Origin of the sequence: Micromonospora aurantiaca ATCC 27029 (assembly GCF_000145235.1) — a bacterium.
GTDB classification, from domain to species: Bacteria; Actinomycetota; Actinomycetes; order Mycobacteriales; family Micromonosporaceae; genus Micromonospora; species Micromonospora aurantiaca.
Map to the genome: position 1 here is coordinate 3,484,327 of NC_014391.1, position 25,636 is coordinate 3,509,962.

The 25,636-nt window shown below is 72.5% G+C and carries 21 protein-coding genes; 10 read left to right on the forward strand and 11 right to left on the reverse strand.

What is annotated here, in order from left to right; all coding sequences use genetic code 11:
* Positions 1-1,209 (reverse strand): MalY/PatB family protein, encoded by a 1,209-nt coding sequence (locus MICAU_RS15330; RefSeq protein WP_041799255.1) that lies wholly within the window; start codon positions 1,207-1,209, stop codon positions 1-3.
* 34 nt (positions 1,210-1,243) lie between these two features.
* On the opposite strand from MICAU_RS15330, the gene MICAU_RS15335 reads away from it, so the two are divergent.
* Positions 1,244-1,813, forward strand: coding sequence for a GNAT family N-acetyltransferase (locus MICAU_RS15335; RefSeq protein WP_013286238.1), 570 nt, complete (start codon positions 1,244-1,246; stop codon positions 1,811-1,813).
* Between the two features lie 53 nt (positions 1,814-1,866).
* Here MICAU_RS15335 and MICAU_RS15340 read toward each other — a convergent pair whose 3' ends face one another.
* Together MICAU_RS15340 and MICAU_RS15345 are read right to left on the reverse strand one after the other, a co-directional pair.
* Positions 1,867-2,688, reverse strand: a complete 822-nt coding sequence (locus MICAU_RS15340; protein WP_013286239.1) for an MOSC domain-containing protein — start codon at positions 2,686-2,688, stop codon at positions 1,867-1,869.
* Positions 2,689-2,699: 11 nt separating this feature from the next.
* Positions 2,700-4,328: an acyl-CoA dehydrogenase family protein gene (locus tag MICAU_RS15345; protein WP_013286240.1), complete on the reverse strand. Its 1,629-nt coding sequence runs from the start codon at positions 4,326-4,328 to the stop codon at positions 2,700-2,702.
* A 178-nt stretch (positions 4,329-4,506) separates the two neighbouring features.
* Between MICAU_RS15345 and MICAU_RS15350 the strand changes: the two genes are divergently transcribed.
* Genes MICAU_RS15350 through MICAU_RS15380 form a run of 7 tightly spaced genes read left to right on the forward strand, consistent with a single transcriptional unit; the run spans position 4,507 to position 12,360 of the window.
* On the forward strand, positions 4,507-6,045 hold the full coding sequence (locus MICAU_RS15350; RefSeq protein WP_013286241.1) for an ABC transporter substrate-binding protein: 1,539 nt from the start codon (positions 4,507-4,509) through the stop codon (positions 6,043-6,045).
* Complete coding sequence (locus MICAU_RS15355; protein ID WP_013286242.1) at positions 6,045-6,989, forward strand: ABC transporter permease; 945 nt, start codon at positions 6,045-6,047, stop codon at positions 6,987-6,989. The genes MICAU_RS15350 and MICAU_RS15355 overlap by 1 nt, the downstream gene beginning before the upstream one ends.
* Positions 6,986-7,867, forward strand: coding sequence for an ABC transporter permease (locus MICAU_RS15360; RefSeq protein WP_013286243.1), 882 nt, complete (start codon positions 6,986-6,988; stop codon positions 7,865-7,867). The genes MICAU_RS15355 and MICAU_RS15360 overlap by 4 nt, the downstream gene beginning before the upstream one ends.
* Positions 7,868-7,908: 41 nt before the next feature.
* Positions 7,909-8,886: an ABC transporter ATP-binding protein gene (locus tag MICAU_RS15365; protein ID WP_041784646.1), complete on the forward strand. Its 978-nt coding sequence runs from the start codon at positions 7,909-7,911 to the stop codon at positions 8,884-8,886.
* The gene (locus MICAU_RS15370) at positions 8,883-9,917 is read left to right on the forward strand and encodes an ABC transporter ATP-binding protein (protein WP_013286245.1); all 1,035 of its coding nucleotides are present in this window, start codon (positions 8,883-8,885) and stop codon (positions 9,915-9,917) included. Before MICAU_RS15365 ends, MICAU_RS15370 begins: the two co-directional genes overlap by 4 nt.
* 10 nt (positions 9,918-9,927) lie before the next feature.
* Entirely contained in the window at positions 9,928-11,715 is a 1,788-nt protein-coding gene (locus tag MICAU_RS15375; protein ID WP_013286246.1) for a gamma-glutamyltransferase family protein, read from the forward strand.
* A 48-nt stretch (positions 11,716-11,763) separates the two neighbouring features.
* Complete coding sequence (locus MICAU_RS15380) at positions 11,764-12,360, forward strand: DUF6368 family protein (RefSeq protein ID WP_013286247.1); 597 nt, start codon at positions 11,764-11,766, stop codon at positions 12,358-12,360.
* Between the two features lie 46 nt (positions 12,361-12,406).
* On the opposite strand, the gene sthA is transcribed toward MICAU_RS15380, so the two are convergent.
* Positions 12,407-13,810 (reverse strand): Si-specific NAD(P)(+) transhydrogenase, encoded by a 1,404-nt coding sequence (sthA, locus tag MICAU_RS15385; protein ID WP_013286248.1) that lies wholly within the window; start codon positions 13,808-13,810, stop codon positions 12,407-12,409.
* 82 nt (positions 13,811-13,892) lie between these two features.
* On the opposite strand from sthA, the gene MICAU_RS15390 reads away from it, so the two are divergent.
* Positions 13,893-15,371 (forward strand): M1 family metallopeptidase, encoded by a 1,479-nt coding sequence (locus tag MICAU_RS15390; RefSeq protein WP_013286249.1) that lies wholly within the window; start codon positions 13,893-13,895, stop codon positions 15,369-15,371.
* 45 nt (positions 15,372-15,416) lie between these two features.
* Here the strand turns inward: MICAU_RS15390 and MICAU_RS15395 are convergent, their stop codons facing one another.
* Positions 15,417-16,796, reverse strand: a complete 1,380-nt coding sequence (locus tag MICAU_RS15395; RefSeq protein WP_013286250.1) for a carbohydrate-binding protein — start codon at positions 16,794-16,796, stop codon at positions 15,417-15,419.
* A gap of 141 nt (positions 16,797-16,937) precedes the next feature.
* Between MICAU_RS15395 and MICAU_RS15400 the strand changes: the two genes are divergently transcribed.
* A complete protein-coding gene (locus MICAU_RS15400) occupies positions 16,938-18,182 on the forward strand; it encodes an ROK family transcriptional regulator (protein WP_013286251.1) in 1,245 nt (414 codons plus the stop codon).
* A gap of 24 nt (positions 18,183-18,206) precedes the next feature.
* On the opposite strand, the gene MICAU_RS15405 is transcribed toward MICAU_RS15400, so the two are convergent.
* The 6 genes from MICAU_RS15405 to MICAU_RS15430 form a co-directional block, all read right to left on the reverse strand.
* Positions 18,207-19,619 carry a GH1 family beta-glucosidase gene (locus MICAU_RS15405; RefSeq protein WP_013286252.1) on the reverse strand — a complete coding sequence of 471 codons (1,413 nt, stop codon included), beginning with the start codon at positions 19,617-19,619 and terminating at the stop codon, positions 18,207-18,209.
* Between the two features lie 36 nt (positions 19,620-19,655).
* On the reverse strand, positions 19,656-20,663 hold the full coding sequence (locus MICAU_RS15410) for an ABC transporter ATP-binding protein (RefSeq protein WP_013286253.1): 1,008 nt from the start codon (positions 20,661-20,663) through the stop codon (positions 19,656-19,658).
* Positions 20,660-21,742 (reverse strand): ABC transporter permease, encoded by a 1,083-nt coding sequence (locus MICAU_RS15415; RefSeq protein ID WP_013286254.1) that lies wholly within the window; start codon positions 21,740-21,742, stop codon positions 20,660-20,662. The genes MICAU_RS15410 and MICAU_RS15415 overlap by 4 nt, the downstream gene beginning before the upstream one ends.
* Positions 21,743-21,745: 3 nt before the next feature.
* Positions 21,746-22,723 (reverse strand): ABC transporter permease, encoded by a 978-nt coding sequence (locus MICAU_RS15420; RefSeq protein ID WP_013286255.1) that lies wholly within the window; start codon positions 22,721-22,723, stop codon positions 21,746-21,748.
* Positions 22,720-23,853 (reverse strand): ABC transporter ATP-binding protein, encoded by a 1,134-nt coding sequence (locus MICAU_RS15425; RefSeq protein ID WP_013286256.1) that lies wholly within the window; start codon positions 23,851-23,853, stop codon positions 22,720-22,722. Before MICAU_RS15425 ends, MICAU_RS15420 begins: the two co-directional genes overlap by 4 nt.
* Positions 23,854-23,942: 89 nt before the next feature.
* Positions 23,943-25,619: an ABC transporter substrate-binding protein gene (locus MICAU_RS15430; protein ID WP_013286257.1), complete on the reverse strand. Its 1,677-nt coding sequence runs from the start codon at positions 25,617-25,619 to the stop codon at positions 23,943-23,945.
* Positions 25,620-25,636 lie beyond the last annotated feature (17 nt).

Consider the following 25,636-nt stretch of genomic DNA (forward strand, 5'->3'; position numbering starts at 1 on the left):
TCAGGCGACCACCGCGCGGCCCATCCGGATGACCGCCTCGGTGAGCATGGCGGGGGAGGTGGCGAAGTTGAGCCGCACGAACCCGGCGCCACCGGAGCCGAAGACGTGCCCGGAGCTGAGCGCCACCCGGGCCCGGTCGAGGAACATCCGCGCCGGACCGGCCAGGTCGCTCGCCACGCCCGGTCCGTCGCCCGCCTCGGTGGGTACGCCGAGGCGCCGGCAGTCCAGCCAGGCCAGGTACGTGCCCTCCGGCGGCCGCGACGACACGGTCGGAAGGTGCTCGGCCAGCAGTGATCCGAGCAGCGCCCGGTTCGCGTCGAGGCCGTCGAGCAGCCGGTCCAGCCACGGCCCGCCGGCGCGGAACGCGGCGGTGTGCGCGAGCACCCCGAGGTGACTGGGACCGTGGCTGACCTCCTCCGGCATCCGCGCCAGGTCGTCCGCCGCGTCCGGCCCGGCGACCGCCAGCGCCGCCTTGAGCCCGGCCAGGTTCCACGCCTTCGACGCCGACACCAGCGCGAACGCGTTCTCCGCGCCCGGCACCGTCAGGTACGGCGTGAACCGCGCGCCGGGCAGCGCCAACGGCGCGTGGATCTCGTCGGCCACCACCCGTACGCCGTGCCGGGCGGCCAGCTCGGCGACGGTGGCCAGCTCGTCCGGCCGGTGCACCACACCCGTAGGGTTGTGCGGGTTGCAGAGCAGGAACGCCGGCCGCTCGCCGATCGCGCGGGCCCGGCGGAACGCCTCCTCCAGCGCGGCCGGGTCGAGCCGCAGGTCCGCGCCGAGCGGCGCCTCGAGGACCTGCCGGCCGGCGTTGGTGACGAACGCGTAGAACGGCGGGTAGACCGGGGGAGTGACCACCACCGCGTCGCCCGGGCCGGTGACCAGGCGCAGTACCTCGACCGTGCCCATCATCACGTCCGGCACCAGTGTGGTCCGGCCGACCGGGAAGTCGGCCCAGCCCCACCGCTGCGCGGCGAACCCGCCGACCGCCTCGGCGTACCCGGTGCCGAACGCGTAGCCGGTGTCGCCCAGCTCGACCGCCCGGCGCAGCGCCTCGGCCACCGGCGGCGCGAGCGGCACGTCCTGCTCGGCCACCCACAGCGGCAGCACGTCCGGCGGGTACAGCCGCCACTTCACGCTGGTGCGCTGCCGGAGCTGGTCGAGCGTGAGCTGGGTGAGCGGATTGCCCTCGTCGGCGGAAACGACCATGCGGCCCACACTAGGTACCTCCTACCATCGCCCGATGACCCACCCGGCGTACCCGCTGCGCACGCCCCGGCTGCTGCTGCGCCCGGTCACGCTCGGCGACCTCGACGACGTGCACGCCTGGCAGCGCCGCCCGGACGTGGTCCGCTGGATGGCCGGCGCCGCGCCGCGTACCCGGGCGGAGTCCCTGTCGTCGGTGACCGCGATGGCCGGCGAGGACGCGCTGCGCGCGGAGGGCGACTGCCTGACGCTCGCCGTGGTGCGCGACGCGCGGGTGATCGGCGCGGTCGAGCTGGTGTGGCGCAGTGCGGCGGACCGCACCGCCGAGCTGGGGTACGTGTTCCACCCCGGCCACGGCGGCCGGGGGCTGGCCACGGAGGCGGCCGGGGCGCTGCTGGACTGGGGTTTCGGCGGGTTCGGTCTGCACCGGGTGGTGGCCCGCTGCCACGCGGACAACGAGCCGTCGGCCCGCCTGATGGCCCGGCTCGGCATGCGGCGGGAGGCGCGGCACGTGCGCAGCTACCGGTTCCGGGACGGCTGGGCCGACCAGCTCGTCTACGCGATCCTGGCGGACGAGTGGCGGTCCCGGCCGGTCAGGCCGGGCTGACCGCGCTCAGCCCACCCGCCCCGGCGAGCAGCACGGTGTCGAACGGCGGGCGGTCATGTCGCCTCGCATTCGTCGCCGGCCCGGATCTCGCCGGTGGTCAGCGGGACCAGGCGGATGCCGAACCACGTCTTGCCGTCGTAGCGCCGGTGCCGGGCCAGCGTGCGGATCGGCTCCTTCCCGGTCGCGAGCGTCTCCGGGTCGATGAGCGTCACCGAGCAGCGGTCGCAGCGTTCGGACACCCGGAAGTCGACGGCGCCGATGCGTACCCGGCTCCAGCCGTCCTCGGCGAACGGTTCGAACGGCCCGTCCAGCACCACAGTCGGGCGGAACCGGGCCATCGCCGGCGGCTCCGGCGCGGGCTCGCCGCGTTCCAGCGCGCCCTCGACGATCCAGTCCCGCAGCCGCCGCAGCGACGGCGCCGTGGCGACCAGCAGCGGCCCGGCGTCGGACAGGTTCAGCGGATCGCCGGGCCCACCGCCGTGCTCGGCCGACATCGGCCGGCGTCGCGGATCGTCCAGCCAGGCCAGCCGTACGGGCCGGCCCAGCCGCGCGGAGAGCCAGTCGTGGGCCTCGTCGGCGGCGAGCCGGACCGTGTCCAGCCGGGATACGTCCGTGACGACCGGCGGCCCGTCCACCGGCTCGGCGACCGTCAGCGACGACCCGTCGCGGGCGGTGAGCGTGATCGACCCGGAGCCGGGCGCGGCGGTCAGGCCGAGCAGTGCCGGCAGGGCGGTCGAGCCCAGTTTGCGGCCGTCCGGGCGCAGCACCAGCCAGCGGCGGTCGTGACGCAACCCCCACGGCTGGACATCGGCCCGGTCGACGTCGACGCCGCCGAGGGACTTGACCGGATACAGGTGTACCGAGGCGAGTCGCATCACCACACCCCTCAGCCGATCTTGGGAGTGGCGCGGTCGATGATCGCGGCGAGGTCCAGTCCGCCCGGCAGCGTCCCGTACGCCTGCCCGTGGTCGCCGTCGAGCCGGGACGCGCAGAACGCGTCAGCGACCGCCGGGTGGCCGTGGCGCACCAGCAGCGAGCCCTGGAGCACCAGCGCCAGCCGCTCGACCACCCGCCGGGCGCGCAGCTCAAGGTCGGTGTGGTCGGCCAGTTCGTCGCGCACCCGGCGCACCGCGGCGTCCAGCCGGACGTCCGCGCCGGCCGCGGCGGCCACCTCCGCCTCGTACGCGGCGAGCACCTGCGGTTCCCGGGTGAGCGCGCGCAGCACGTCGAGCGCGGCGACGTTGCCGGAGCCCTCCCAGATCGAGTTCAGCGGCGACTCGCGGAACAGCCGCGGCATGCCGGACTCCTCCACGTAGCCGTTGCCGCCCAGGCACTCCAGCGCCTCGGCGGCGTGCCCCGGCCAGCGCTTGCACACCCAGTACTTGCCGACGGCGAGGGCGAGGCGCTTGAACGCCGTCTCGCCGTCGTCGCCGCGCGCGGACCGGTCGGTCGCGCCGGCCAGCCGGACCATCAGGACGGTGGCCGCCTCGGACTCCACCGCCAGGTCGGCCAGCACGTTGCGCATCAGCGGCTGGTCGGCCAGGTAGTCGCCGAACGCCCGCCGGTGGGTGGCGTGGTGCACGGCTGTGGTCACGCCGTGGCGCATCCCGGCCGCCGCGCCGATCACGCAGTCGAGCCGGGTCAGGTTGACCATGTCGATGATGGTGCGCACGCCCCGGCCCTCGTCGCCGACGCGCCACGCCACCGCGTGCTCGTACTCGACCTCGGCGGAGGCGTTGGAGCGGTTGCCGAGCTTGTCCTTGAGCCGCATCAGCCGCATCGGGTTGCGGGTGCCGTCGGGCAGCACCCGGGGGACCAGGAAGCAGGTGAGGCCGCCGGGCGCCTGGGCGAGGGTGAGGAACAGGTCGCACATGGGCGCCGAGGTGAACCACTTGTGCCCGACGAGCCGGTAGCTGCCGTCCGGCTCGGGCCGGGCCGTGGTGGTGTTGGCGCGGACGTCCGAGCCGCCCTGCTTCTCGGTCATCGACATGCCGGCGAGTAGGCCGCGCTTGGTCTGCGGCGGGCGCAGCCCGAAGTCGTACTCGCGGGTGGTGAGCAGCGGCTCGTACCGGGCGGCCAGGTCCGGGCTGTGCCGCAGCGCGGGCACCGCCGCGTAGGTCATCGAGATCGGGCAGCCGTGCCCGGCGTCGGGCCGCCACAGGTAGAAGCCGGCCGCGCGGGCCACGTGCGCGCCCGGCCGGTCGTCGGCCCACGGCGCGGCGTGCAGGCCGTGACCGACGGCGGTACGCATCAGCTCGTGCCAGGACGGGTGGAACTCCACCTCGTCGATGCGGTTGCCGTACCGGTCGTGGGTGCGCAGCACCGGCGGGTGCTCGTTGGCGAGCCGACCGTGCTCGGCTGCCTCCTCGCCACCGGCGAGCCGGCCCAGCTCGTGCAGCCCGGGCAGCGCCCAGCCGGCGCCCTCGCGGGCCACACCGTCGCGCAGCGCCGGGTCGTCGGCGGTGTCGTGGCCGACCATCGGCGGGACCTGGTTGACGACCTCGTGTGTGGTCACGGCGGCAACTCCCAGCGCTGGTGGCGGATCGGGTCGGGGCCCGGATTGAACCACCGTTCACTCCGCACCGGCAAGCGGCGGCCGACCAGTCACTTTGGCGGTATTCGTTGACATCATCCCGCTCGGGGAGAAGACTCGCCGAAACTTTCTTTTGTCCGGGAAGTGGCTAGGGGGGCCTGTGTCCAGGAAAAAGCTCGGTGTGCTCGGTGCCGCACTCACACTGACCGTCGCCGTCCTGTCCGGATGCACCGGCGGCGAGGCGGTCGACGTCGGCGGCGGGGGGAACGCCGGCGGCGCAGGTGGTGTCCTCAACGCCGCGATCGGCGGCGAGCCGGACCAGCTCGACCCGCACAAGACCTCGGCGTACTACAGCTTCCAGGTGCTGGAGAACGTCTACGACACGCTCGTCGAGCCGGACGCCGACCTGAAGATGGTGCCGTCGCTGGCGACGAAGTGGACCACCAGCGACGACCAGCTCACCTGGACGTTCACGCTGCGCGAGGGCGTCACGTTCTCCGACGGGTCGCCGCTGACCTCCGAGGACGTCGTCTACTCGTACGAGCGGATCATCAAGGAGAAGCTGAACAACGCGTACAAGTTCGCCACCGTCAAGTCGGTCACCGGGCCCGACCCGGCCACAGTGGTGGTGACGCTCAGCGCGCCCACGCCGAACCTGCTCGCCAACCTGGGCGGCTTCAAGGGCGTGGCGATCGTGGAGAAGTCCAACGTCGAGTCCGGCGCGGTGAAGACCGCGCCAGTCGGCAGCGGCCCGTTCAAGGTGGCCGGCTACACCTCCGGCGACAGCGTCAAGCTGGTCCGCAACGACTCGTACTGGGGCGATAAGCCGAAGCTGGACGGCGTCACGTTCACCTTCGTCAAGGACCCGACGGTGGCGCTGCAGAACCTGCGCAGCGGCCAGGTCCAGTGGACCGACAACCTGCCGCCCCAGCAGGTGAAGTCGTTGCAGGACGGCGACGACCCGGTGGTGAAGTCGGCGGCCTCCACCGACTACTGGTACGTGGCGCTCAACGAGGCCCGCAAGCCGTTCGACAACCCCGAGGTGCGGCGCGCCATCGGCTACGCGCTGGACCGCGAGGCGATCACCAAGGCGGCCAAGTTCGGCCTGGCCACCGTCAACCAGACCGCCATCCCGAAGGCCAGCGCGTTCTACTACGACTACGCGCCCTACAGCCACGACCCGGGCAAGGCGAAGCAGATGCTCGGCCAGGCCGGCGTGAGCAACCTGACCATGGACCTGATGGTCACCAGCGAGTACCCGGAGACGGTCACCGCCGCGCAGGTCATCGCCGCGCAGCTCAAGGACGTCGGCATCACCGTCAAGATCCGTACGCTGGACTTCGCCCAGTGGCTCGACGAGCAGGCCAAGGGCAACTTCGACGGGTTCATGCTGGGCTGGCTCGGCAACATCGACCCGGACGAGTTCTACTACGCCCAGCACCACAGCGGCGGCACGTTCAACTTCCACAAGTACAAGAACCCGGCGGTCGACAAGCTGCTCGACGACGCCCGTACCCAGACCGACCAGGGCGCCCGCAAGCAGGCGTACGAGCAGGCGGCGAAGCAGATCGTCGACGACGCCAGCTACCTCTACCTCTACAACCCGGACGTGGTGCAGGGCTGGTCGAAGAAGGTCTCCGGCTACGACGTGCGCACCGACCGGGCGATCCGGTTCCGGTCGGTCGCCCTGGCGAAGTGATGGCCCGCTTCGTCCTGCGGCGGGTACTCCAGTCGGCGGTCGTCCTGCTCGGCGTGACGCTCGTGGTGTTCCTGCTGCTGCAACTGGTGCCGGGCGACCCGGTCCGGGTGGCGCTCGGCACCCGGTTCGACCCGCAGACGTACGAGGCGCTGCGCGAACGCGCCGGCCTCGACCAGCCGCTACCGGTGCAGTACGCCAGCTACCTGGGGCACGCGCTCACCGGCGACCTGGGGGTCAGCTTCCGCACCGGCCAGCCGGTGAGCCAGATCGTGCTGGAACGGCTGCCCGCCACGCTGTCGCTCGCCGTCACCGCCGTGGTGTTCGCGCTGCTCGTCGCGTTCCCGCTGGGCATCGTCGCGGCGGTACGCAGCGGCTCCGCCGTCGACCACGCCGCCCGCGTGTTCAGCCAGTTCGGCGTCTCCGTGCCGGACTTCTGGATGGGCATCATGGGCATCCTGCTGTTCGCCGGGGTGCTCGGCTGGCTGCCCCCGTCCGGTTACGTGGCGCTGACCGACGACCCCGGCAGGTGGGCCACCCACGTGGCGCTGCCGGCGGTGACCGTCGGCCTGGTCACCGCGTCGATCCTGACCCGGTTCATCCGCTCCTCCGTGCTGGAGGTGCTCTCCGCCGACTACGTGCGGACCGCCGAGGCGAAAGGGCTGCGCAACCGGGTGGTGATCGTGCGGCACGTGCTGCGCAACGCGCTCATCCCGGTGGTCACTGTGGTCGCGGTGCAGCTCGCCAGCCTGCTCGGCGGCGTCATCGTGATCGAGGTGCTGTTCGCCTGGCCCGGCATCGGCCGGCTCACCTTCGACGCCGTGCAGGCCCGTGACTATCCCGTCCTGCAGGGCGCGGTGCTGCTGGTGGCAGCCCTGTTCCTGCTGGTCAACCTGCTGGTGGACATCCTCTACGCCCGCCTCGACCCGAGGATCACGGTCAAGTGAGCACCACGACCGAGAGCACCGGACGCCGCGTCCTCGACGCGCTGCGCCGCGACCCGCTCGCCGTCGGCGGCACGATCGTGCTCGTACTGCTGGTGGTGGTCGGTGTGGCCGGGCCGTGGCTGGCCCCGGCCGGCGTCAACGACGTCGACGTGGACCAGATGCTGCGCCCACCCAGCGGCGCGCATCCGTTCGGCACCGACGAGCTGGGCCGCGACGTGCTCAGCCGGGTGCTCGTCGCGGCCCGCGTGTCACTGCAGGTCGGCGCGGTCAGCGTCGGCATCGCGCTGGTCGCCGGCGTGACGCTCGGACTGTTCGCCGGCTACTACCGGGGCTGGCTGGACAGCGTGCTCATGCGCTGCATGGACGTGCTGTTCGCGTTCCCGGTGCTGCTGCTGGCGGTCGCCATCGTGGCGGTGCTCGGCCCCGGCCTGCTCACCGCCATGGTCGCCATCGGCGTGGTCTACACGCCCATCTTCGCCCGGATCACCCGCGCCGGCGTCCTGTCCGTACGCGAGCAGGTGTTCGTCCGGGCCGCCGTCTCCATCGGCGCGTCCGACCTGCGCATCATGCGCCGGCACGTGCTGCCGAACATCGCCGCGCCGCTGATCGTGCAGACGTCGCTGTCGCTGGCGTTCGCGATCCTCTCCGAGGCCGCGCTGTCCTTCCTCGGCCTCGGCATCCAGCCGCCCGCGCCGGCCTGGGGCCGGATGCTGTTCGACGGGCGCGGCTTCGTCACCGACGCGTGGTGGCTGGGCGTGTTCCCGGGCGCGGCGATCTTCCTCACCGTACTGGCGTTCAACCTGGTCGGCGACGCGCTGCGCGACGTGCTCGACCCGCGCCAGCTCACTCTGGGCGAGGCCCGCAGGAGCACCCCATGAGCGAGCGCACCGAGCCCATGCCGAGCCAGCGCCGGCACCCCATGACCGACTCGACGGTGCTGTCAGTGGACGACCTCACCGTCACCGTCGGCACCCGCCGCGGCCCGGTCCGTGCCGTCGCCGGGGTGTCCTGGCAGGTGCGGCAGGGGGAGACGTTCGCGCTGGTCGGCGAGTCCGGCAGCGGCAAGAGCATGACCCTGCTCGCCGCCACCGGCCTCGCCCCGCGCGCCGCCACAGTCACCGGCCGGGTCCGGCTGCTCGACACGGAGCTGACCGCGCTGCCCGACGACCGCCGCCGCAAGGTACGCGGCCGGCACGTCGGGTTCGTCTTCCAGGACCCGATGACCTCGCTCAACCCGGTGCTGCCGGTGGGCCGGCAGGTCACCGAGGCGGCCGAGGAGCACCTGGGGCTGACCCGCCGCGCCGCCCGCGACCGGGCGGTGGAGCTGCTGGAACTGGTGGGCATCCCGTCGGCCGCGCGGCGCGTCGACGCGTACCCGCACCAGTTCTCCGGCGGCATGCGCCAGCGCGTCGCCATCGCCATGGCGCTCGCCTGCGAGCCGGACCTGCTGATCGCCGACGAGCCGACCACCGCGCTCGACGTCACCACGCAGGCGCAGATCATCGAACTGGTCGCCGACCTCCAGGCACGGCTGGGCACCGCCGTCGTCTGGGTCACCCACGACCTGGGCGTGGTGGCAGGCATCGCGGACACCGTGGCGGTCATGTACGGCGGGCGGATCGTCGAGCAGGGCCCCGTCGACGCGGTGTTCGACACGCCCACCCATCCGTACACCCGGGCGCTGCTGGCGGCCCGGCCGGACCCGTCACGCCGCGGCGAGGACCTGGTCGCCATCCCCGGTTCGCCGCCGAGTCCGCTGGACCTGCCGCCCGGCTGCGCGTTCTGGCCGCGCTGCCCGGTACGCGCCGATCCCCGCTGCGAGCACGAGCTGCCCCCGCTGACGCCGGTCGGCGACGGGCACACGGTCCGCACCTTCTACCGTGGAGAGGCCGGATGAGCGCCGACACCCCGGACGTGGTCGCCGAGCTGGACGACCTGAAGGTGCACTTCCCGACCCCGGCCGGAACCGTCCGCGCCGTGGACGGCGTCAGCCTCGCCGTACGCCGGGGCGAGACGCTCGGGCTGGTCGGCGAGTCGGGCAGCGGCAAGTCCACGGCCGGCCTGGCGCTGCTGCGGCTGGTCGACCCGACCGCCGGACGGGTCCGGGTGGCCGGCGCGGACGTGACCCGCTGGTCGCGCCGCCGCCTGCGCGCGACGCGCCGCCACGTCGCGATGGTCTTCCAGGATCCGCAGGCGTCGCTCGATCCACGCCGGACGGTCGGCGACAGCATCGCCGAGCCGCTGATCGTGCACCGGCTCGCCACGTCCGCCGCCGCCCGGCGGGACCGGGTCGCGGAGCTGCTGGACCTGGTCGGTCTGCGCGCCGACACCGCCGGCCGGTATCCGCACGAGCTGTCCGGCGGCCAGCGCCAGCGCGTCGGCGTGGCCCGGGCGCTGGCCGGCGAGCCGGACCTGATCGTCCTGGACGAGCCGATCGCCTCGCTGGACCTGAGCGTGCAGGCGCAGATCATGAACCTGCTCCGGCACCTGCAACGCGACCTGGGGCTGACCTACCTGTTCATCGCGCACGACCTGGCCGCCGTCGAGCACATGAGCGACCGGATCGCGGTGATGTACCTGGGCCGCATCGTCGAGACCGGCCCACCCGAGCGGATCTACCGGCACCCGGCGCACCCCTACACGGCGGCTTTGCTGTCGGCGGTGCCGGTGGCCGACCCCCGCGTGGAGCGGGAGCGCCGCCGGATCGTGCTGACCGGCGACATCCCGAGCCCGGTGGACCCGCCGAGCGGTTGCCGCTTCCGTACCCGATGCCCCCAGGCCCGCCCCGCGTGCGCCGAGACCGATCCGGCGCTCGCCGAGGTCGGCACGGGCCACCACGCGGCGTGCCTGTTCCCGCTCGACGGCGACCGGGACGGCGGCGTGGGGGAGGCCGCGACGACGCACGCCGACGCCGCCGGCACGCCGTAGGCTCGCGCCCATGGCGTTCACCACCCGGCCGACGTTGCGCGGCACGTTCGGCATGGTCTCCTCCACGCACTGGCTGGCCAGCCAGTCCGCGATGGGCGTGCTGGAACGCGGCGGCAACGCCTTCGACGCCGCGGTGGCCGCCGGGTTCGTGCTGCACGTCGTGGAGCCGCACCTCAACGGGCCGGCCGGCGAGGTGCCCGCGGTCCTCGCCACCGCGACCGACCCCACCCCGCGGGTGCTGTGCGGTCAGGGCCCGGCCCCTGCGGCCGCGACGGTCGCCCACTTCCGGTCGCTCGGCCTGGACCTCGTGCCGGGCGCCGGTCCGCTCGCCGCCGTCGTGCCGGGCGCTGTCGACGCCTGGCTGTTGCTGCTGCGCGACCACGGCACCCGAACGCTCGCCGAGGTGCTGGAACCGGCGATCGGCTACGCCGCCGCAGGCCATCCGCTGGTCGGCCCGGCCGGGCAGACCGTCGCGCGGGTCCGTTCGCTGTTCACCGACCACTGGCCGACCTCCGCGCGCCTCTGGCTCCGCGACGGCCGCCCGCCCGCGCCGGGGGAGATGGTCACCAACCCGGCGTACGCGGACACGCTGCGCCGCCTCGTCGACGCGGGACGGGCCGCTGGTGCGGACCGGGAGGCGCAGATCGAGGCGGCCCGGCTCGCCTGGCGGGAGGGTTTCGTCGCCGAGGCGATCGACGCGTTCAGCCGGCTGCCGTTCCGCGACTCCAGCGGGCGTGCGCACGCCGGGCTGGTCACCGGCGACGACCTGGCCGGATGGTCGGCCACCTGGGAGGAACCGGTCACGCTGGACTGGCACGGGCACACGATCGCCAAGACCGGCTTCTGGGGCCAGGGCCCGGTGCTGCTCCAGACGCTCTCCATTCTGGACGCGCTCGACGACCCGCGTGTCCACGACCCGTCGAGCCTGGAGGGCATCCACGCGCAGGCCGAGGCGCTGAAGCTCGCGTTCGCCGACCGGGAGGCGTGGTACGGCGACACCGACGTGCCGGGCTCCGCGCTGCTGTCGGCCGGCTACGCCCGTGCGCGGGCCGCGTTGGTCGGCGACCGTGCCGACACGACGCTGCGCCCCGGAAGCCCGGCGGGCGAGCCGCCCCGGCTCCCGTCCCACCTGCACACCGACGTGGGTCGCGGGGCCGTCCCGCAGGATCCGAGCACCGGCGAACCCACGGTACGGGCGGACGGCGTGACCCGCGGCGACACCTGCCACGTCGACGTGGTGGACCGGTGGGGCAACATCGTCTCTGCCACGCCCAGCGGTGGCTGGCTGCAGAGTTCACCTGTCATCCCGGAGCTGGGCTTCCCGCTCGGCAGCCGGTTGCAGATGTGCTGGCTGGAGGAGGGGCTCGCCTCCACGCTGCGGCCGGGGCGGCGTCCGCGTACCACGCTCAGCCCGACGCTCGTGCTCCGCGACGGCGAGCCGGTGATGGCCTGCGGGACGCCCGGCGGCGACCAGCAGGACCAGTGGCAGTTGCTGTTCCTGCTGCGGCACCTGGCCGGCGGGCAGGAGTTGCAGGAGGCGATCGACGCGCCGACGTGGCACACGACGAGCTTCCCCGCGTCGTTCTATCCACGCGAGGTCGAGCCGGGCGTGTTGGTGCTGGAGGACCGGATCGACGGCGACGTGCTGGCGGGCCTGCGCGCAAGGGGCCACACCGTCCGCTTGTCCGACCCGTGGAGCCTGGGCCGCATGTGCGCGGTGGCACGCGACCCACGCACCGGTGTCCTCTCCGCCGCGGCGAACCCCCGAGGCGCCCAGGGCTACGCCACAGGCCGCTGACCCACCCTCCCCTGAGCGCGGCCGTGGGCGTACGGGCATGATGGGGCCGTGGCCGGGCCCTGTGTCGCAGTCCTGCTGCCCGATCCGTGGACCGCTTCGCATGTCGAACTGTTCCGGGTCTGGCTGGCGGAGGCGCTCACCAACCAGACCGGCGACTGGTGGCTGCTCCGAGAGCCGTCCCGCTTGGGCTGGCAGGCTGAGTCACCGGTTACCGGGCCGATGCTGGTCGAGCCGGATGACTGGGACGTGGAGGATCCGGACGAGGCAACATTTCTGGCGCGCGCCGCCGGGTTCCGGCCCGCGACAGAGGTCGTTCTGGCCTCGGCGACGAACGGCGTGGACGACCACCGGTTCCTGGCGCATCTCGCGGTAGCGATAGCGCACCGGTACGGCGGCCTGATCGATCTCACCGGTCCACTACCGGTCCCACCTCCGGCGAGAGTCCGCGTCCTCGATGCCGTCGAGGCCGGTACCGGGATCGAGGAGTGGTGGGCCGGATCCCGGGAGACCCTCAGGATGCTCGGCGGGGCATGGCACGAGATCCCCTACGTGGCCGCCGGTGGCACCCGGCACATCTACCACGTCGTCGAGCCCGATCTCCTGACAGTTTGGTTGACGCATCCACAATTTCGCATGGTGAAGTAGCGCGACGAGTCTGGCGACGTCGAGCCGGCCCAGGGAGAGGGCAGGGTCAGGTGTCGATCCGGGTGATGTTGCGGATCTTGTTGGCGGCGTCGAGGGCGGCCACCTTGTACGCCTCCGCCAGCGTCGGGTAGTTGAAGACGGCGTCCAGCAGGTAGTCGACGGTGCCGCCGCAACCCATCACGGCCTGCCCGATGTGGACGATCTCGGTGGCGCCCGTGCCGAACACGTGCACCCCGAGCAGCCGCCCGTCCTCGGGTGAGACCAGCAGTTTCAGCATGCCGTACGAGTCGCCGACGATCTGCCCCCGGGCCAGCTCCCGGTAGCGGGCGATGCCCACCTCGAACGGGACGGACGCATCCGTCAGCTCCTCCTCGGTCTTCCCGACGAAGCTGATCTCCGGAATGGTGTAGATGCCGATCGGTTGCAGGTCCGACATGCCGCGCGCCGGTTCGCCGCAGGCGTGCTGGGCGGCCAGCCGGCCCTGTTCCATCGAGGTGGACGCCAGCGCGGGGAAGCCGATCACGTCGCCGACGGCGTAGATGTTCTCGACGGTGGTGCGGTAGTCGGCGTCGACGGTGATCCGGCCCCGGTGGTCGGCGGTGAGCCCGGCCGCCTCCAGCGCGAGGTCGTCGGTCTGCCCCTGCCGCCCGGCCGAGTACATCACCGTGTCGGCGGCGATCTTCTTGCCGCTGCGCAGGACGCAGAGCGCAGCGCTGCGGTGCTTCTCCACGGCGGCCACCTCCTCGCCGAAGCGGAAGGTCACCGACAGGTCCCGCAGGTGGTACTTCAGGGATTCGACGATCTCCTCGTCGCAGAAGTCGAGCATCCGCGGGCGGCGCTCGACCACTGTCACCTTGGTGCCGAGCGCGGCGAACAGGGACGCGTACTCCATGCCGATCACCCCGGCGCCGACGACGACCATGCTGCGCGGTACGGCCTGGAGGTTGATGACGCCGTCGGAGTCGACGATCGTCCGGTCGTCGAAGTCGACGCTGTCCGGGCGGGCCGGGCGGGTGCCGGCGGCGATGACCGCCTTGTCGAAGCTGACCCGGGTCTCCCGGCCGGAGCCGGCGTCGACCCAGACGGAGTGGGCGTCGGCGAACCGGCCGGTGCCGGTGATCAGCGAGACCTTGTTGCGGGCCAGCTGGTTGCGGATGACGTCGGTCTGCCGGGTGATCACGTGCTGGGTGCGGGCGGCCAGGTCCGCGACGGTGATGTCCTCCTTGACCCGGTAGCTGCTGCCGTAGAGGTCGCGCTGACTCAGCCCGGTCAGGTAGAGGACCGCCTCGCGCAGCGTCTTGGACGGCACGGTGCCGGTGTTGATGCACACTCCGCCGAGCATGTCGCGGCGGTCCACGATCGCGACGCGGCGGCCCAGCTTCGCCGCGGCGATCGCCGCCTTCTGTCCACTCGGTCCGGAGCCCAGCACCAGCAGGTCGTAGTCATACACGAGCGCCAGCCTCGCAGGGTCTCGCAACCCGCGCCAGCCGAGACGCCCCCACGAAGATCGATCACTGCCGTAGGGTGCGCTGATGCGCCGCCCCGTAACCCTGATCATGCTCCTCGTACCGTTGCTCGTCGCCGGGTGCACCACCGCTCCCGCCACCCCGGCCGCGACCCCCTCCGCCTCCACTTCGCCGAGCCCGACCGCGCCCGCCGTCGACTACGCCGCCTGGCAGGCGGGGCGGTCGACGCCGGTGGCCGACCCGGTCTATCCGGCCCGGGGCACCGACGCGCTGGACGTCCTGCACTACGACCTCGCGCTGGAGTGGGCGCCGTCGACCACCACCCTCACCGGCACCGCCACGCTGCGGATCCGGCCGGTGAAGGACGCGCCGAGCCTGGTTCTCGACTTCATGCCCTACCAGCTCGACAGCGTCACGCTGGACGGCGCTACGGTTCCCGGCGCGGTGGCGAAGGAGAAGCTGACCGTGTCCGCCCCGGTGGTGGCGGACGAGCCGGTGACCCTGGTGGTCACCTACCACGGCCGGCCGAAGACGACCCCGATGCCGTCGCACCGCAAGGACACCGAGGCCCTGGGTCTCACCGTCACCAAGGAGGGCGGCCTCTGGACCATGCAGGAGCCGTTCGGGGCGTTCACCTGGTACCCGGCGAACGACCAGCCGTCGGACGAGGCCCTCTACGACATCCGGGTGACAGTGCCGGCCGGCTGGTCCGCGATCGCCGGCGGCACGCCCGCCGGCCAGTCCGGCACCACGTTCAGCTACCGGAGCACCGACCCGGTCGCGACCTACCTGACCACGCTCGCGGTGGGGAAGTACCAGAAGCTGACCGCGGCGGGGCCGCGCGGCGTGCCGCTGACCTACTGGTACCGCAAGGGCGCGGACGACAAGCTGCTGCCGTACCTGAAGAAGTCCCCGCAGTACCTGGCCTGGCTGGAGAAGAAGTTCGGTCCGTACCCGTTCCCCTCCGGCGGCGTCGTGGTGGTGGACTCGGCGTCGGGCATGGAGACCCAGCAGATGATCACGATGGGCCGGAAGATCGAGAACACCACGGCCCGCCGGGACCGCTGGGGCAGCGACCTGCTGCACGAGTACGCCCACCAGTGGTTCGGCAACTCGGTCACGCCCACCACCTGGACGGACCTGTGGCTGAACGAGGGCTGGGCGAAGTACATCCAGGACCTGTACACCAAGGAGACGCTGAAGCTCAGCGAGGCCAGCCTGGACCGGTACCTGCGCGAGGGTGACGCCGTGCTGCGCAAGAAGCTGGGTCCGCCCGGCCGGCCCGACCCGAAGCGGTTCGCCGAGGGGAACGTCTACCTGTGCCCGGCGGCGATGCTGCGCGAGATCCACCGGACGGTCGGCGACGCGGCGTTCTTCGCGCTGGCCCGCGCCTGGGTCCAGGAGCAGCGCAACACGCCGCAGGACCGGGCCTCGTTCATCGCCTTCGTCAACAAGCAGACGGGCCGCGACTTCACCGCGCTGATCAACGCCTGGCTGGACTCCCCGACCACGCCGAAGAAGATCACCCCGAAGAAGATCGGCTGACCCGGCGCAGGGCCCCGCCCGTCCGGCGGGGCCCCGCGTCGTGTCTCAGCGGCCCTGGAGCGAGCGGACGTTGTCGGCGAACGTCCAGCCCTTCGAGCCGTCCCAGTTGACCGACCAGGTCATCAGGCCCTTGAGCCGGCCCTGGTAGGTGTTCCACGCCTGGGCCACCAGCGCCGGGCTCATGTAGCCGCCGCCGGCGCCGACCTGCGCGGGCAGCCCGGGGACCTGCCGGTCGAGCGGTACGCGGATGGTGGTGCCCTGCACGACCAGGCCGGCGTCGAGGCAGTTGGTCTGCGCGACGAAACCGGCCACGGTGCCGGCCGGGTACGAGTCACCGGCGCAGCCGTACATCGAGCCGTTGTAGTACTGCATGTTCAGCCACCACAGCCGCCCGTTGTCGGCGTACTTCTTGACGATCGGCAGGTACGCGCCCCAGATCGAGCCGTAGGTGACGCTGCCTCCGGTGACGTACGCGGTCTCCGGCGCCATGGTGAGCCCGAAGCCGGCCGGCATCTGGGCCAGCACCCCGTCGATGATCCGGATCAGGTTGGCCTGCGAGGGGGAGAGCTGGTTGATGTTCCCGCTGCCGGTCAGGCCGGTCTCGATGTCGATGTCGATGCCGTCGAAGTTGTGCCGCTTGAGGATCGGCACGACGGTGGCGACGAACCGGTCGGCGACCGCGCTGGAGCTGAGGTCGATCCCGGCGGTGGCGCCGCCGATGGACAGCAGCACTGTGAGCCCGGCGGCTTTGGCCTGGCACACCTGCGCCGGGGTGGGCACCTTGACGCCGGCGTCCATGCCGTCCTCCCAGAGCACGGTGCCGTCGGCGCGGATGACCGGGAACGCGGCGGTCACCACGTTGTAGCCGTGCCCGGTGATCCGGGAGTCGGTGATCGGGATCCAGCCGAGGCCGGGGTGTACGCCGTTCGCGGCGCCGTCCCAGTTCTCCCAGTAGCCCTGAAGCACCTTGCCGGACGGCCGGGACCGCAGCGCGCAGGTGTCTCCGCCCGGCGTGGTCGGGCTGGACGACACAGTGGGCGTGGGCGTCGGCGTCCGCGTGGGGGAAGCGGTCGGGGAAGGGGAGGCGGTGGGGGAGGGCGACGGCGGCCGGGTGGTGGGGCTCGGCGACGGCGTGCCGCCGGTGCAGGTGCCGAGGTCGGTCCAGAGCGCCGGTACGGCGGCCGGGTTCCAGCCCGCGCCGGCGGGCGGGGTGTGCGTGACGAGCGCCTGGTAGAGCCGGCCGTTATAGGTCACCCGGCTGCCGGCGGTCCAGGTGACGCCCTCGGCCCAGCCCGGCGCGTCACAGGCGACGAGCGCGCCGACGGCGCGGGCCGGTGTGGCGGCGGTGGCGGGCAGGGCGGCAGCGGTGGCGGCGAGCAGCGCGACGCCACCGAGCAGAGCGGTCATCCCACGTCCGAGTCGCATGACATACCTCCTCATCGATGCGCCGGAGGTTATCAGTTAACTTTGTTAAGTGTAAATGCGGCGTACCCTGTCACCACCCCGTTCAGGGTGTGAAGCAGGAACGAAAGCCGCCCGCGGGCGGCCGGGAAGGACGGCGGCGACGTGGACGCCAGACGCACCACGGTGCGTGACATGCGCCGGGCCAACAGGTCGGTCCTGCTGACCCGGATCTGGCTGGACGGTCCGCTCAGCCGGCACGAGCTGGGCCAGTCCACGGCGCTCAGCCTGGCAAGCGTCAGCAACCTGGTCGGCGAGATGATCAACGAGGGCCTGGTCGAGGAGGCCGGCTCGGTCGAGTCCGACGGCGGCCGTCCCCGCGTGCTGCTGCGCGTCGCGCCCGGCTACGGCTACCTGGTCGGCGCCGACGTCGGCGAGACCCGGGTCCAGGTGGAGTTGTTCGACCTGAGCATGACCGCGCTGGCGAAGGCGGAGTACCCGATCGCCGCGGCCGACCCAGACCCCGCGCAGGTCGCCGCGCACCTGCGGCACGGCCTCGCCGCTGTCACCGAGCAGGCGGGCGTCGACCCGGCCGCGGTCCTCGGCTTCGGCGTCGCCGTCGCCGGCACCGTCGAGCGCACCGCCGACGCCGTGGTGCACGCCCAGACGCTCGGCTGGGACGGCGTGCCGCTCGGCGCGATGCTGCGCGCCGGCACCGACGTACCGGTGCACGTGGACAACGGCGCGAAGACGCTCGGCCAGGCCGAGATGTGGTTCGGCGCCGGCCGCGGCGTCCGGCACGCGGTGGTCGCCCTGGTCGGCTCCGGCGTCGGTGCGAGCGTGGTCGCCGACGGCGTCGGCTACCGCGGCGCGCACAGCAGCGCCGGGGAGTGGGGCCACACCACAATCGTGTACGGGGGCCGCCGCTGCCGCTGCGGCAACCTCGGCTGCCTGGAGGCGTACGTCGGGGCGGAGGCGGTGCTGGACCGGTTCCGCCAGGCCAACCGGGGACGCCCGGCACCCGGTGCGGACGAGGAGACCGCCTTCGGTGAGCTGCTGCGCTCCACCGGCAGCACCGCCGCGAAGGTGATCGACGAGACGGTCGGCTACCTGGGCGCCGGGGTGGCGAACCTGGTGAACCTGTTCAACCCGGAGCGGGTGGTGCTCGGCGGCTGGGCCGGGCTGGCCCTGGGCGAACGGCACCTGCCCGCGATCCGCGAGGCCACCGCGCGGCACGCGCTGCGGCAGCCGTACGCGCAGACCTCGATCGAGCTGTGCCGGCTCGGACCGGACGCGGTCGCGATGGGCGCGGCCACCCTGCCGATGACCCGGCTGCTGCGCGACGGCGGCGTGGCCCGCGACCCGGCCGCCCGCCCGGTTCCGGCGTGGGGGCAAGGCCGGCGTCACTGACCGGCCCGGCCCCACGCCGCGGCGTCAGCGCTGCCCGCGGACCCGCCGCACGGTGTCCCGGTACCACAGCGCGCTGCGCTTGGGGGTGCGGCGCTGCGTGTCGTAGTCGACCCGGACGATGCCGAACCGCTTGTCGTAGCCGTACGCCCACTCGAAGTTGTCCAGCAGCGACCAGGCGAAGTAGCCGCGCACGTCGGCGCCGGCCGTCCGCGCCCGGGCCACCGCCCGCAGGTGCTCGGTGAGGTAGCCGACCCGGTCGTCGTCGGCGACGAACCCGTCGGCGTCCGGCGTGTCGTCGAACGCGGCGCCGTTCTCGGTGATCACCATGGGCGTGCCCGGGTAGTCGCGGTGCAGGCGCACCAGCAGGTCGGTGAAGGACTCCGGCACGATCTCCCAGTCCATCGCGGTACGCGGCAGGTCGCGGCGGACCACCCGGCGTACCGGCTTGCCGTCGTCGTCGCGGTCCCGGCCCTGCTCGTCCACGCCGGAGTGCAGCTGCCCGAAGTAGTAGTTGACCCCGAGCACGTCGATCGGGGTGGCGATGACGTCCAGGTCGCCGTCCTCGACGGGGATACGTACCCCCTCGGCGGCCAGGTCCGCGATCACGTCCTGCGGGTACGCCCCGCGCAGCACCGGGTCGAGGTAGAGCCGGTTGGCCAGCCCGTCGGCGGCCCGCGCGGCGTCCCGGTCCGCCGCGCTGTCGGTGGCCGGGTCGGCGGTGGACAGGTTCAGCGTCAGGCCCAGCTCGATCGGGGAGCGGGCCGCCTCGCGCAGCCGCCGCGTCGCCAGCCCGTGCCCGAGCAGCAGGTGGTGGGCCGCGGCGATGCCGTCGCCCAGGTTCCGCCGGCCCGGGGCGTGGTCGCCGTAGGCGTACCCGAGCATCGCCGAGCACCACGGCTCGTTGAGCGTGGTCCAGGTGCGGACCCGGTCGCCGAGCGCGGCGAACACCAGCTCCGCGTAGTCGGCGAACCGGTACGCGGTGTCCCGGTTCGGCCAGCCGCCCGCGTCCTCCAGCTCCTGCGGCAGGTCCCAGTGGTACAGCGTCACCCACGGCTCGACGCCCCGGCCGAGCAGCTCGTCCACCAGCCGGTCGTAGAAGGCCAGCCCGGCCACGTTCGCCGGACCGCGCCCGCCCGGCTGCACCCGGGGCCAGGCCACCGAGAACCGGTACGTGTCCAGTCCCAGGTCGGCGATGAGCGCGACGTCCTGCGGCATCCGGTGGTAGTGGTCGCACGCCACGTCGCCGTTGTCGCCGTTCGCCACAGCGCCCGGCACCCGGCAGAACGTGTCCCAGATGGACGGGGTGCGGCCGTCGGAGGCCACCGCGCCCTCGATCTGGTACGACGACGTCGCCACCCCCCACCGGAAGGTCGGCGGCAGCGTGTCGATCGGGTCCGCGTCGGCGACTGACGACGGGCGGGTGAGGTCGGTGTCCATGGTTCTCCTCGCGGGTAGCGGGTGGTGTCGGGCGGGTCAGCGGGACAGGGGCGCGACGGCCGGGTGCAGCCGGCACGCGACGGCCCGCGCCGGGTCGTCGACGCGCGGGGCGCCGAGCACCGGCACCTGCTGGTCGCACCCGTCGAACGCCTTCGGGCAGCGGGGATGGAACGCGCAGCCGGAGGGCATGGCGCGCAGGTCCGGCGGAGAGCCGGGGATGCCGGTCAGCTCGCGGCGCGGCCCGTGCAGCGCCGGGAACGAGTGCAGCAACCCCTCGGTGTACGGGTGCAGCGGTTCCCGGTACAGCCGGGTGGCGGGCGCCTCCTCGACGATCCGGCCGCCGTACATGATCGCGATCCGGTCGGAGAACTCGACCAGCAGCGACAGGTCGTGGGTGATGAACAGCACCGCGAAGCCGAGGCGTTCGCGCAGCTCGGCGAGCTGGCCGAGGATCTGCCGCTGCATCACCACGTCCAGCGCGGTGGTCGGCTCGTCCATGATGACCACCTGCGGTTCCAGCGCCAGCGCCATCGCGATCATGACCCGTTGCCGCATGCCGCCGGAGAGCTGGTGCGGGTAGCTGTCCAGCCGGTCGGCGGAGATGCCGACCAGGCGCAGCAGCTCCTTGGCCCGGGCCGACCGGCTCGCCGACGTGCTCCTGCGCTCGTGTGCCCGGATCACGTCGAGCAGCTGCGTGGAGACCTTGTGCACCGGGTTGAGCGAGTTCATCGCGCCCTGGAACACGATCGACGTCTCCGCCCAGCGGAACTCGCGCAGCTTCGCCGGGCTGAGCGTGAGCACGTCGACCGGCGGGCCGTCGCCCGGGTGGTAGATGACCTGGCCGCCGCTGACCACGCCGGGCGGGGGCAGCAGCCGGGTCAGCCCGTACGCGAGCGTGGACTTGCCGCTGCCGCTCTCCCCGGCCAGGCCGAGCACCTCGCCGCGGTGCAGCGTCAGGTCGACGTCGCGGACCGCGCGGACCGCCTCCGCGCCGACGCCGTAGTCGACGCACAGCCCGCGGATCTCCAGCACCTGGTCGCTCATGCGCGCTTCCCTCTCTCGTCGGCGGGCGGCCTGACGGCGTCGGCGGGCGGCCGGCCGTCGGCGTCGCGCGGCTGCATCGGCACCGACGCGGTGACCGGCGCGAGCACCGGGGTGAACCCGACGCGCATCGCGACGACGCGACCGTCGGCGGTACGGATCCGGGTCCTGCCGCCGGTGCGCAGCCGCGGGCTCACGAACTCGTCGATGCCGAAGTTGATCAGCGCCAGCGCGGTGCCGAGCAGCGCGATGGCCAGCCCGGCCGGGACGAACCACCACCAGGCGCCCTGCGCCAGGGCCTGCTGTCCCTGCGCCCAGAACAGGATCGTGCCCCAGTTCCACGACGTCATCGACGAGATGCCGATGAACGCCAGGGTGATCTCCGACATCACCGCGAAGATGACGGTGCCGACGAAGCCGGAGGCGATGATCGCGGTCAGGTTCGGCAGGATCTCGAAGCCGATGATCCGCCAGGTCCGCTCGCCGGTGGCGCGGGCGGCCTCGACGTAGTCGCGGCGGCGCAACGACAGCGTCTGCGCGCGCAGCACCCGGGCGCCCCACGCCCACGAGGTGAGGCCGATGATGAGCGCCACGAGCATGTCGCCGGCCTGGTCGACCAGGGACGTGACGATGATGATCAGCGGCAGCGCCGGGATCACCAGGAACACGTTCGACACCGCCGACAGGCCCTCGTCGGCTGCGCCGCCCAGATAGCCGGAGGTCACGCCGATGAGGATGGACAGGATCGTGGCGAGCACGCCGGCGATCAGGCCCACCACCATGACGCTGCGCGCGCCGACCAGGATCTGGCTGAAGATGTCCTGCCCGAGGTGGGTGGTGCCGAACCAGTGCCGGGCCGAGGGCGCCTGGAGCACGTCGGCGCTGCGCGCGTCCGGGTCGTACGGCGCGATCCACGGCCCGATCACCGCCAGGAGCACGTACACCCCGAGGACTGCCAGGCCGGTCGCGGCCTTGGCGTTGGCGACGAAGCGGAACCGGCGGCGGCGTGCCCGGGCCGACGGCTGCGCCATCGCCCCCTGGCCGGGGATGACCTGCTCGATGCTGGACGGGGAGAGTGTCATCGCTCAGCTCTTTCGGGTCCGCGGGTCGAGGAGCAGGTACGCCACGTCGGCGAGCAGGTTCGCCACCAGCACCGAGATCGTGATGATCAGGAAGATGCCCTGCATCAGCGGATAGTCCTTCGCGCCGACGGCCTGGAAGAGCTGGAACCCCAGACCCGGGTACGAGAAGACGATCTCCACGAGCAGCGTGCCGCCGACGATGAAGCCGAGCGACAACGCGAACCCGGACACGTTCGGCAGCAGCGCGTTGCGGGCGGCGTAGCTGAGCGCCACCCGGCGCTCGGACAGCCCTTTGGCGTGCGCCACGGTGATGTAGTCCTCGCTGGCGACAGTCACCATCATGTTGCGCATGCTGAGGATCCAGCCGCTCATCGACGACACCAGGATGGTCGCCGCGGGCAGGATGCTGTGCTGGATCGCGCTCGGCACGAAGTACGCGTCGAACGCCGGCACCAGGCCCGGCTCGTAGCCGCCGGAGGAGGGGAAGAAGCTGCCCGGCCCGGCGAACAGCGCGATCGCGACCAGACCCAGCCAGAAGTACGGGATCGAGGACAGGAACGTGGTGGCCGGCAGCAGCCCGTCGATCCACGAGCCGCGCCGCCAGCCGGCGCCGACGCCGAGCGCGGTGCCGAGCAGGAAGCTGACGATCGTGGTGACGCCGACCAGGCCGACGGTCCACGGCAGGCTGTCGCCGATCACCTGCGACACCGGGGCGGGGAAGAACGTGAACGACAGCCCCAGGTCGCCGTGCAGGAGCTGCCCCCAGTAGGCGACGTACTGCTCCCACAGCGAGCGGTCGGAGTCCAGCCCGAACAGCACCCGCAGCGACGCGATCGCGTCGGCGCTGATCCGGCCCTGGTTGCGGGAGATCAGCGACTGTACGGGGTCGCCGGGCACCATCCGCGGGATGAAGAAGTTGAGCGTGATCGCCGCCCAGGCGGTGAACAGGTAGAAGGCCACCCGTTGCAGCAGGAATCTCACCGGGCCGCCTCCGTTCCGGCCTGCTCAGCGTGCTCCGTGTTCGCCGGCTTCTCTGCTTTCGCCGGCTTCTCCGTGGCGACGGTGTCCGCGTCGTACAGCCAGCACGCCGCCCAGTGGCCCGGCGCGTCGTCGACCGGGATCGGCGGCGGCAGGTCGGTGGCGCAGCGCGGCATGGCCGCCGGGCAGCGCGGGTGGAACCGGCATCCGGCCGGCGGGCGGATCAGGCTGGGCGGCTCGCCGTGGCCCCGCTCGCCCGCCGCTGCGCCGTCGCCGCCCGCGCCGGTGATCCGCTCCGGGTCCGGCGCCGATTCGATGAGCAACCGGGTGTACGGGTGGGCCGGGCGCTGGGTGACCGTCTCGCTGTCACCGCCCTCGACCATCCGCCCGGCGTACATGACGATCGTCTCGTCGGCGAAGTAGCGGGCCGAGGCGATGTCGTGGGTGATGTAGAGGATCGCCAGGTCGAGCCGGTCCTTGAGGTCCTGGAGCAGGTTGAGCACGCCGAGGCGGATCGACACGTCGAGCATGGACACCGGCTCGTCGGCGAGCAGCACCTCGGGGTCGGCGCCGAGCGCCCGCGCGATCGCGACGCGCTGGCGCTGCCCGCCGGACAGCTCGTGCGGGAACGCGTCGAGGTAGCGCTCCGGCGGGGTGAGCGCGACCCGGGTCAGCAGGCCGGCGAGCGCCTTCTCCAGCCCGTCCGGTCCGGTCCCGGCGTTGCCGTGGATGCGCAGCGACCGGGTCAGGTGGTAGCGGACCGTGTGCACGGGGTTCAGCGAGGCGAACGGGTCCTGGAGGATCAGCTGCACCCGGCGCACGTACGCCCGGATCCGGCGCCCGCCGCGTACCCGGGTCGAGCGGCCGTGCAGCCGGATGTCGCCGGCGGTACGCGGGTAGAGCTGGGCCAGCAGCCGGGCGACTGTGGACTTGCCGGAGCCGGACTCGCCGACGAGTGCCGTCACCCGGCCACGGCGCAGCGCGATCGATACGTCGTCGACGGCGTGCACCACCGCCGGGGTGCGGGAGAGGAGGTCACGCAGCCGCCGGCGGACGGGGAAGTGCTTGGTCAGGCCGACGGCCTCCAGCACCACCTCGTCGGCCGGCGCCGGTGCGCTCTCGGTCAACGTCATGCCGCATTCCTGTCTCAGGGTTGCCGAAGAGAGGGGCGGGCGCCGCCGGCCCGGCCGGGCGATCATGGCCGGGCCGGGCCGGCGCCGGGTCAGCCGGCGACCGGCTTGAGGTGCAGCACCACGTCCACCGCGTTGGGCTGGGTGGGCTGGAGCGCGCCGTACGGGTTCGAGTCGTCCGGCCAGCCGGTCCAGTTCTTCGTGCTGTACGCGCCGCCGATGTTGTCCGCGCCGACCGGGATCATCGGCATCTGCTCGACGAAGATCTTCTGCAGGGTGGCCATCGCCGTGGTGCGGGTGGCGTCGTCGGTGGCGTTGGCGTACGACACCAGCGCGTCGGTGGCCTCCTTGCTCTGGAACCGGCCGAAGTTGCCCGCCGGGGAGGCGGTGCCGATCGGCTTGAGCACGCGGCCGTCCATGATGGTCCGGTAGATGTCGTACGGCGTGGCGCCGGACTCGGTCCACCGGAACGTGGCCTCGAAGTTGCCCTGCTCGACGTTGCGGAACCAGGCGTCCTGGTTGGCCTTGTCGATGGTGGCCGCGATGCCGATCTTCGCCAGGTTGCCCTTCACGATCTCCAGGCTGGTCTGGTAGTCGGACCAGCCGGCCGGGTCGGTGAGCCGGATCGTGACCGGCTTGCCGCTCTTGTCCTTGAGCGTGGTGCCGTCGAGCTTGTAGCCCGCGCCGGCGAGCAGCGCCTTGGCGCCCTCGACGTCGACCTTGTGCTCCTGGCCCTTGTACTCGGGCGCGATGAACGAGTCACCGGCCGGGCTGGGCAGGCCGGTCACGCTCTTGACCTCCGGGTGGAAGTAGCCGGCCTCGGCGGTGGTGAAGATGTCCGCCCGGTCGATCACCATGTTCATCGCCTTGCGCAGCGTCGGGTCGTCGAACGGCTTCTTCGTGGTGTTCACGTAGAGGCCGTGGATGCCCAGCACCGGCGGCGCCCACATCTTGTGGTTCTTCTGGTCCTTCGCCACGAACACGGTCTGGTAGTTCGGGATGAAGACGAAGCTCCACTCCGACTCGCCGTTCGCCAGCGCGGTGGTCTGCGCGCTGTTGTCCGTGTAGGACGTGTATCGCAGCTCCTTGACCTTCGGCGGGTCCTGCCAGTAGCCGCTGTCGCGCATGGAGAGCGTCGTGGTCGCCGGGGTGAACGACTTCAGCGTGTACGGGCCGCTGCCGACCGGCTGCTTCACCGGGTCGGTGGCCGGGTCGGCGATCTTCTCCCACAGGTGCTTTGGCACGATCGGCACCCGCCACAGCACCTTCTGCTGGTTGACGAACTGCGGGCTGGCCATCGAGATGGTGACCTCGTTGCCGCTGGCCACGGCGTCCGTGTACGGCACGCCCTGGTCGTTGAGGGCCGGGAACTTCTTCACCAGGTTGTAGGTGAACGCGACGTCCTCGGCGGTGACCTTCTGCCCGTCGGACCAGGTGGCGTTCTCCCGGATGGTCACCTTGACCGTCTTGTAGTCCGACGACCACTCGGCCTTGGTGGCGAGCCACGGCTTGAACGGCTCGGCCGGCTTGACCGGGTTCCACATCATCAGCGGCTCGTAGATCTGCCACCGGTAGCCGAGCGACGCGGCGGCCGAGGTGGTGAGGAACGGGTTGTTGTTCTCCGCCTGCGGGCCGTTGGGCATGCCGACGTTCAACACGGTCGCGGCCTGGCCGCTCTTCTTGTTCGCGTTCGGGCTGTCGCCGCAGGCGGCGGCGCCGGTGACCATCGCGCCGGCCAGCGCGAGGGCGAGGAGTTGCCGTCTTCTCATGGAGGTCTCCCTCGGTG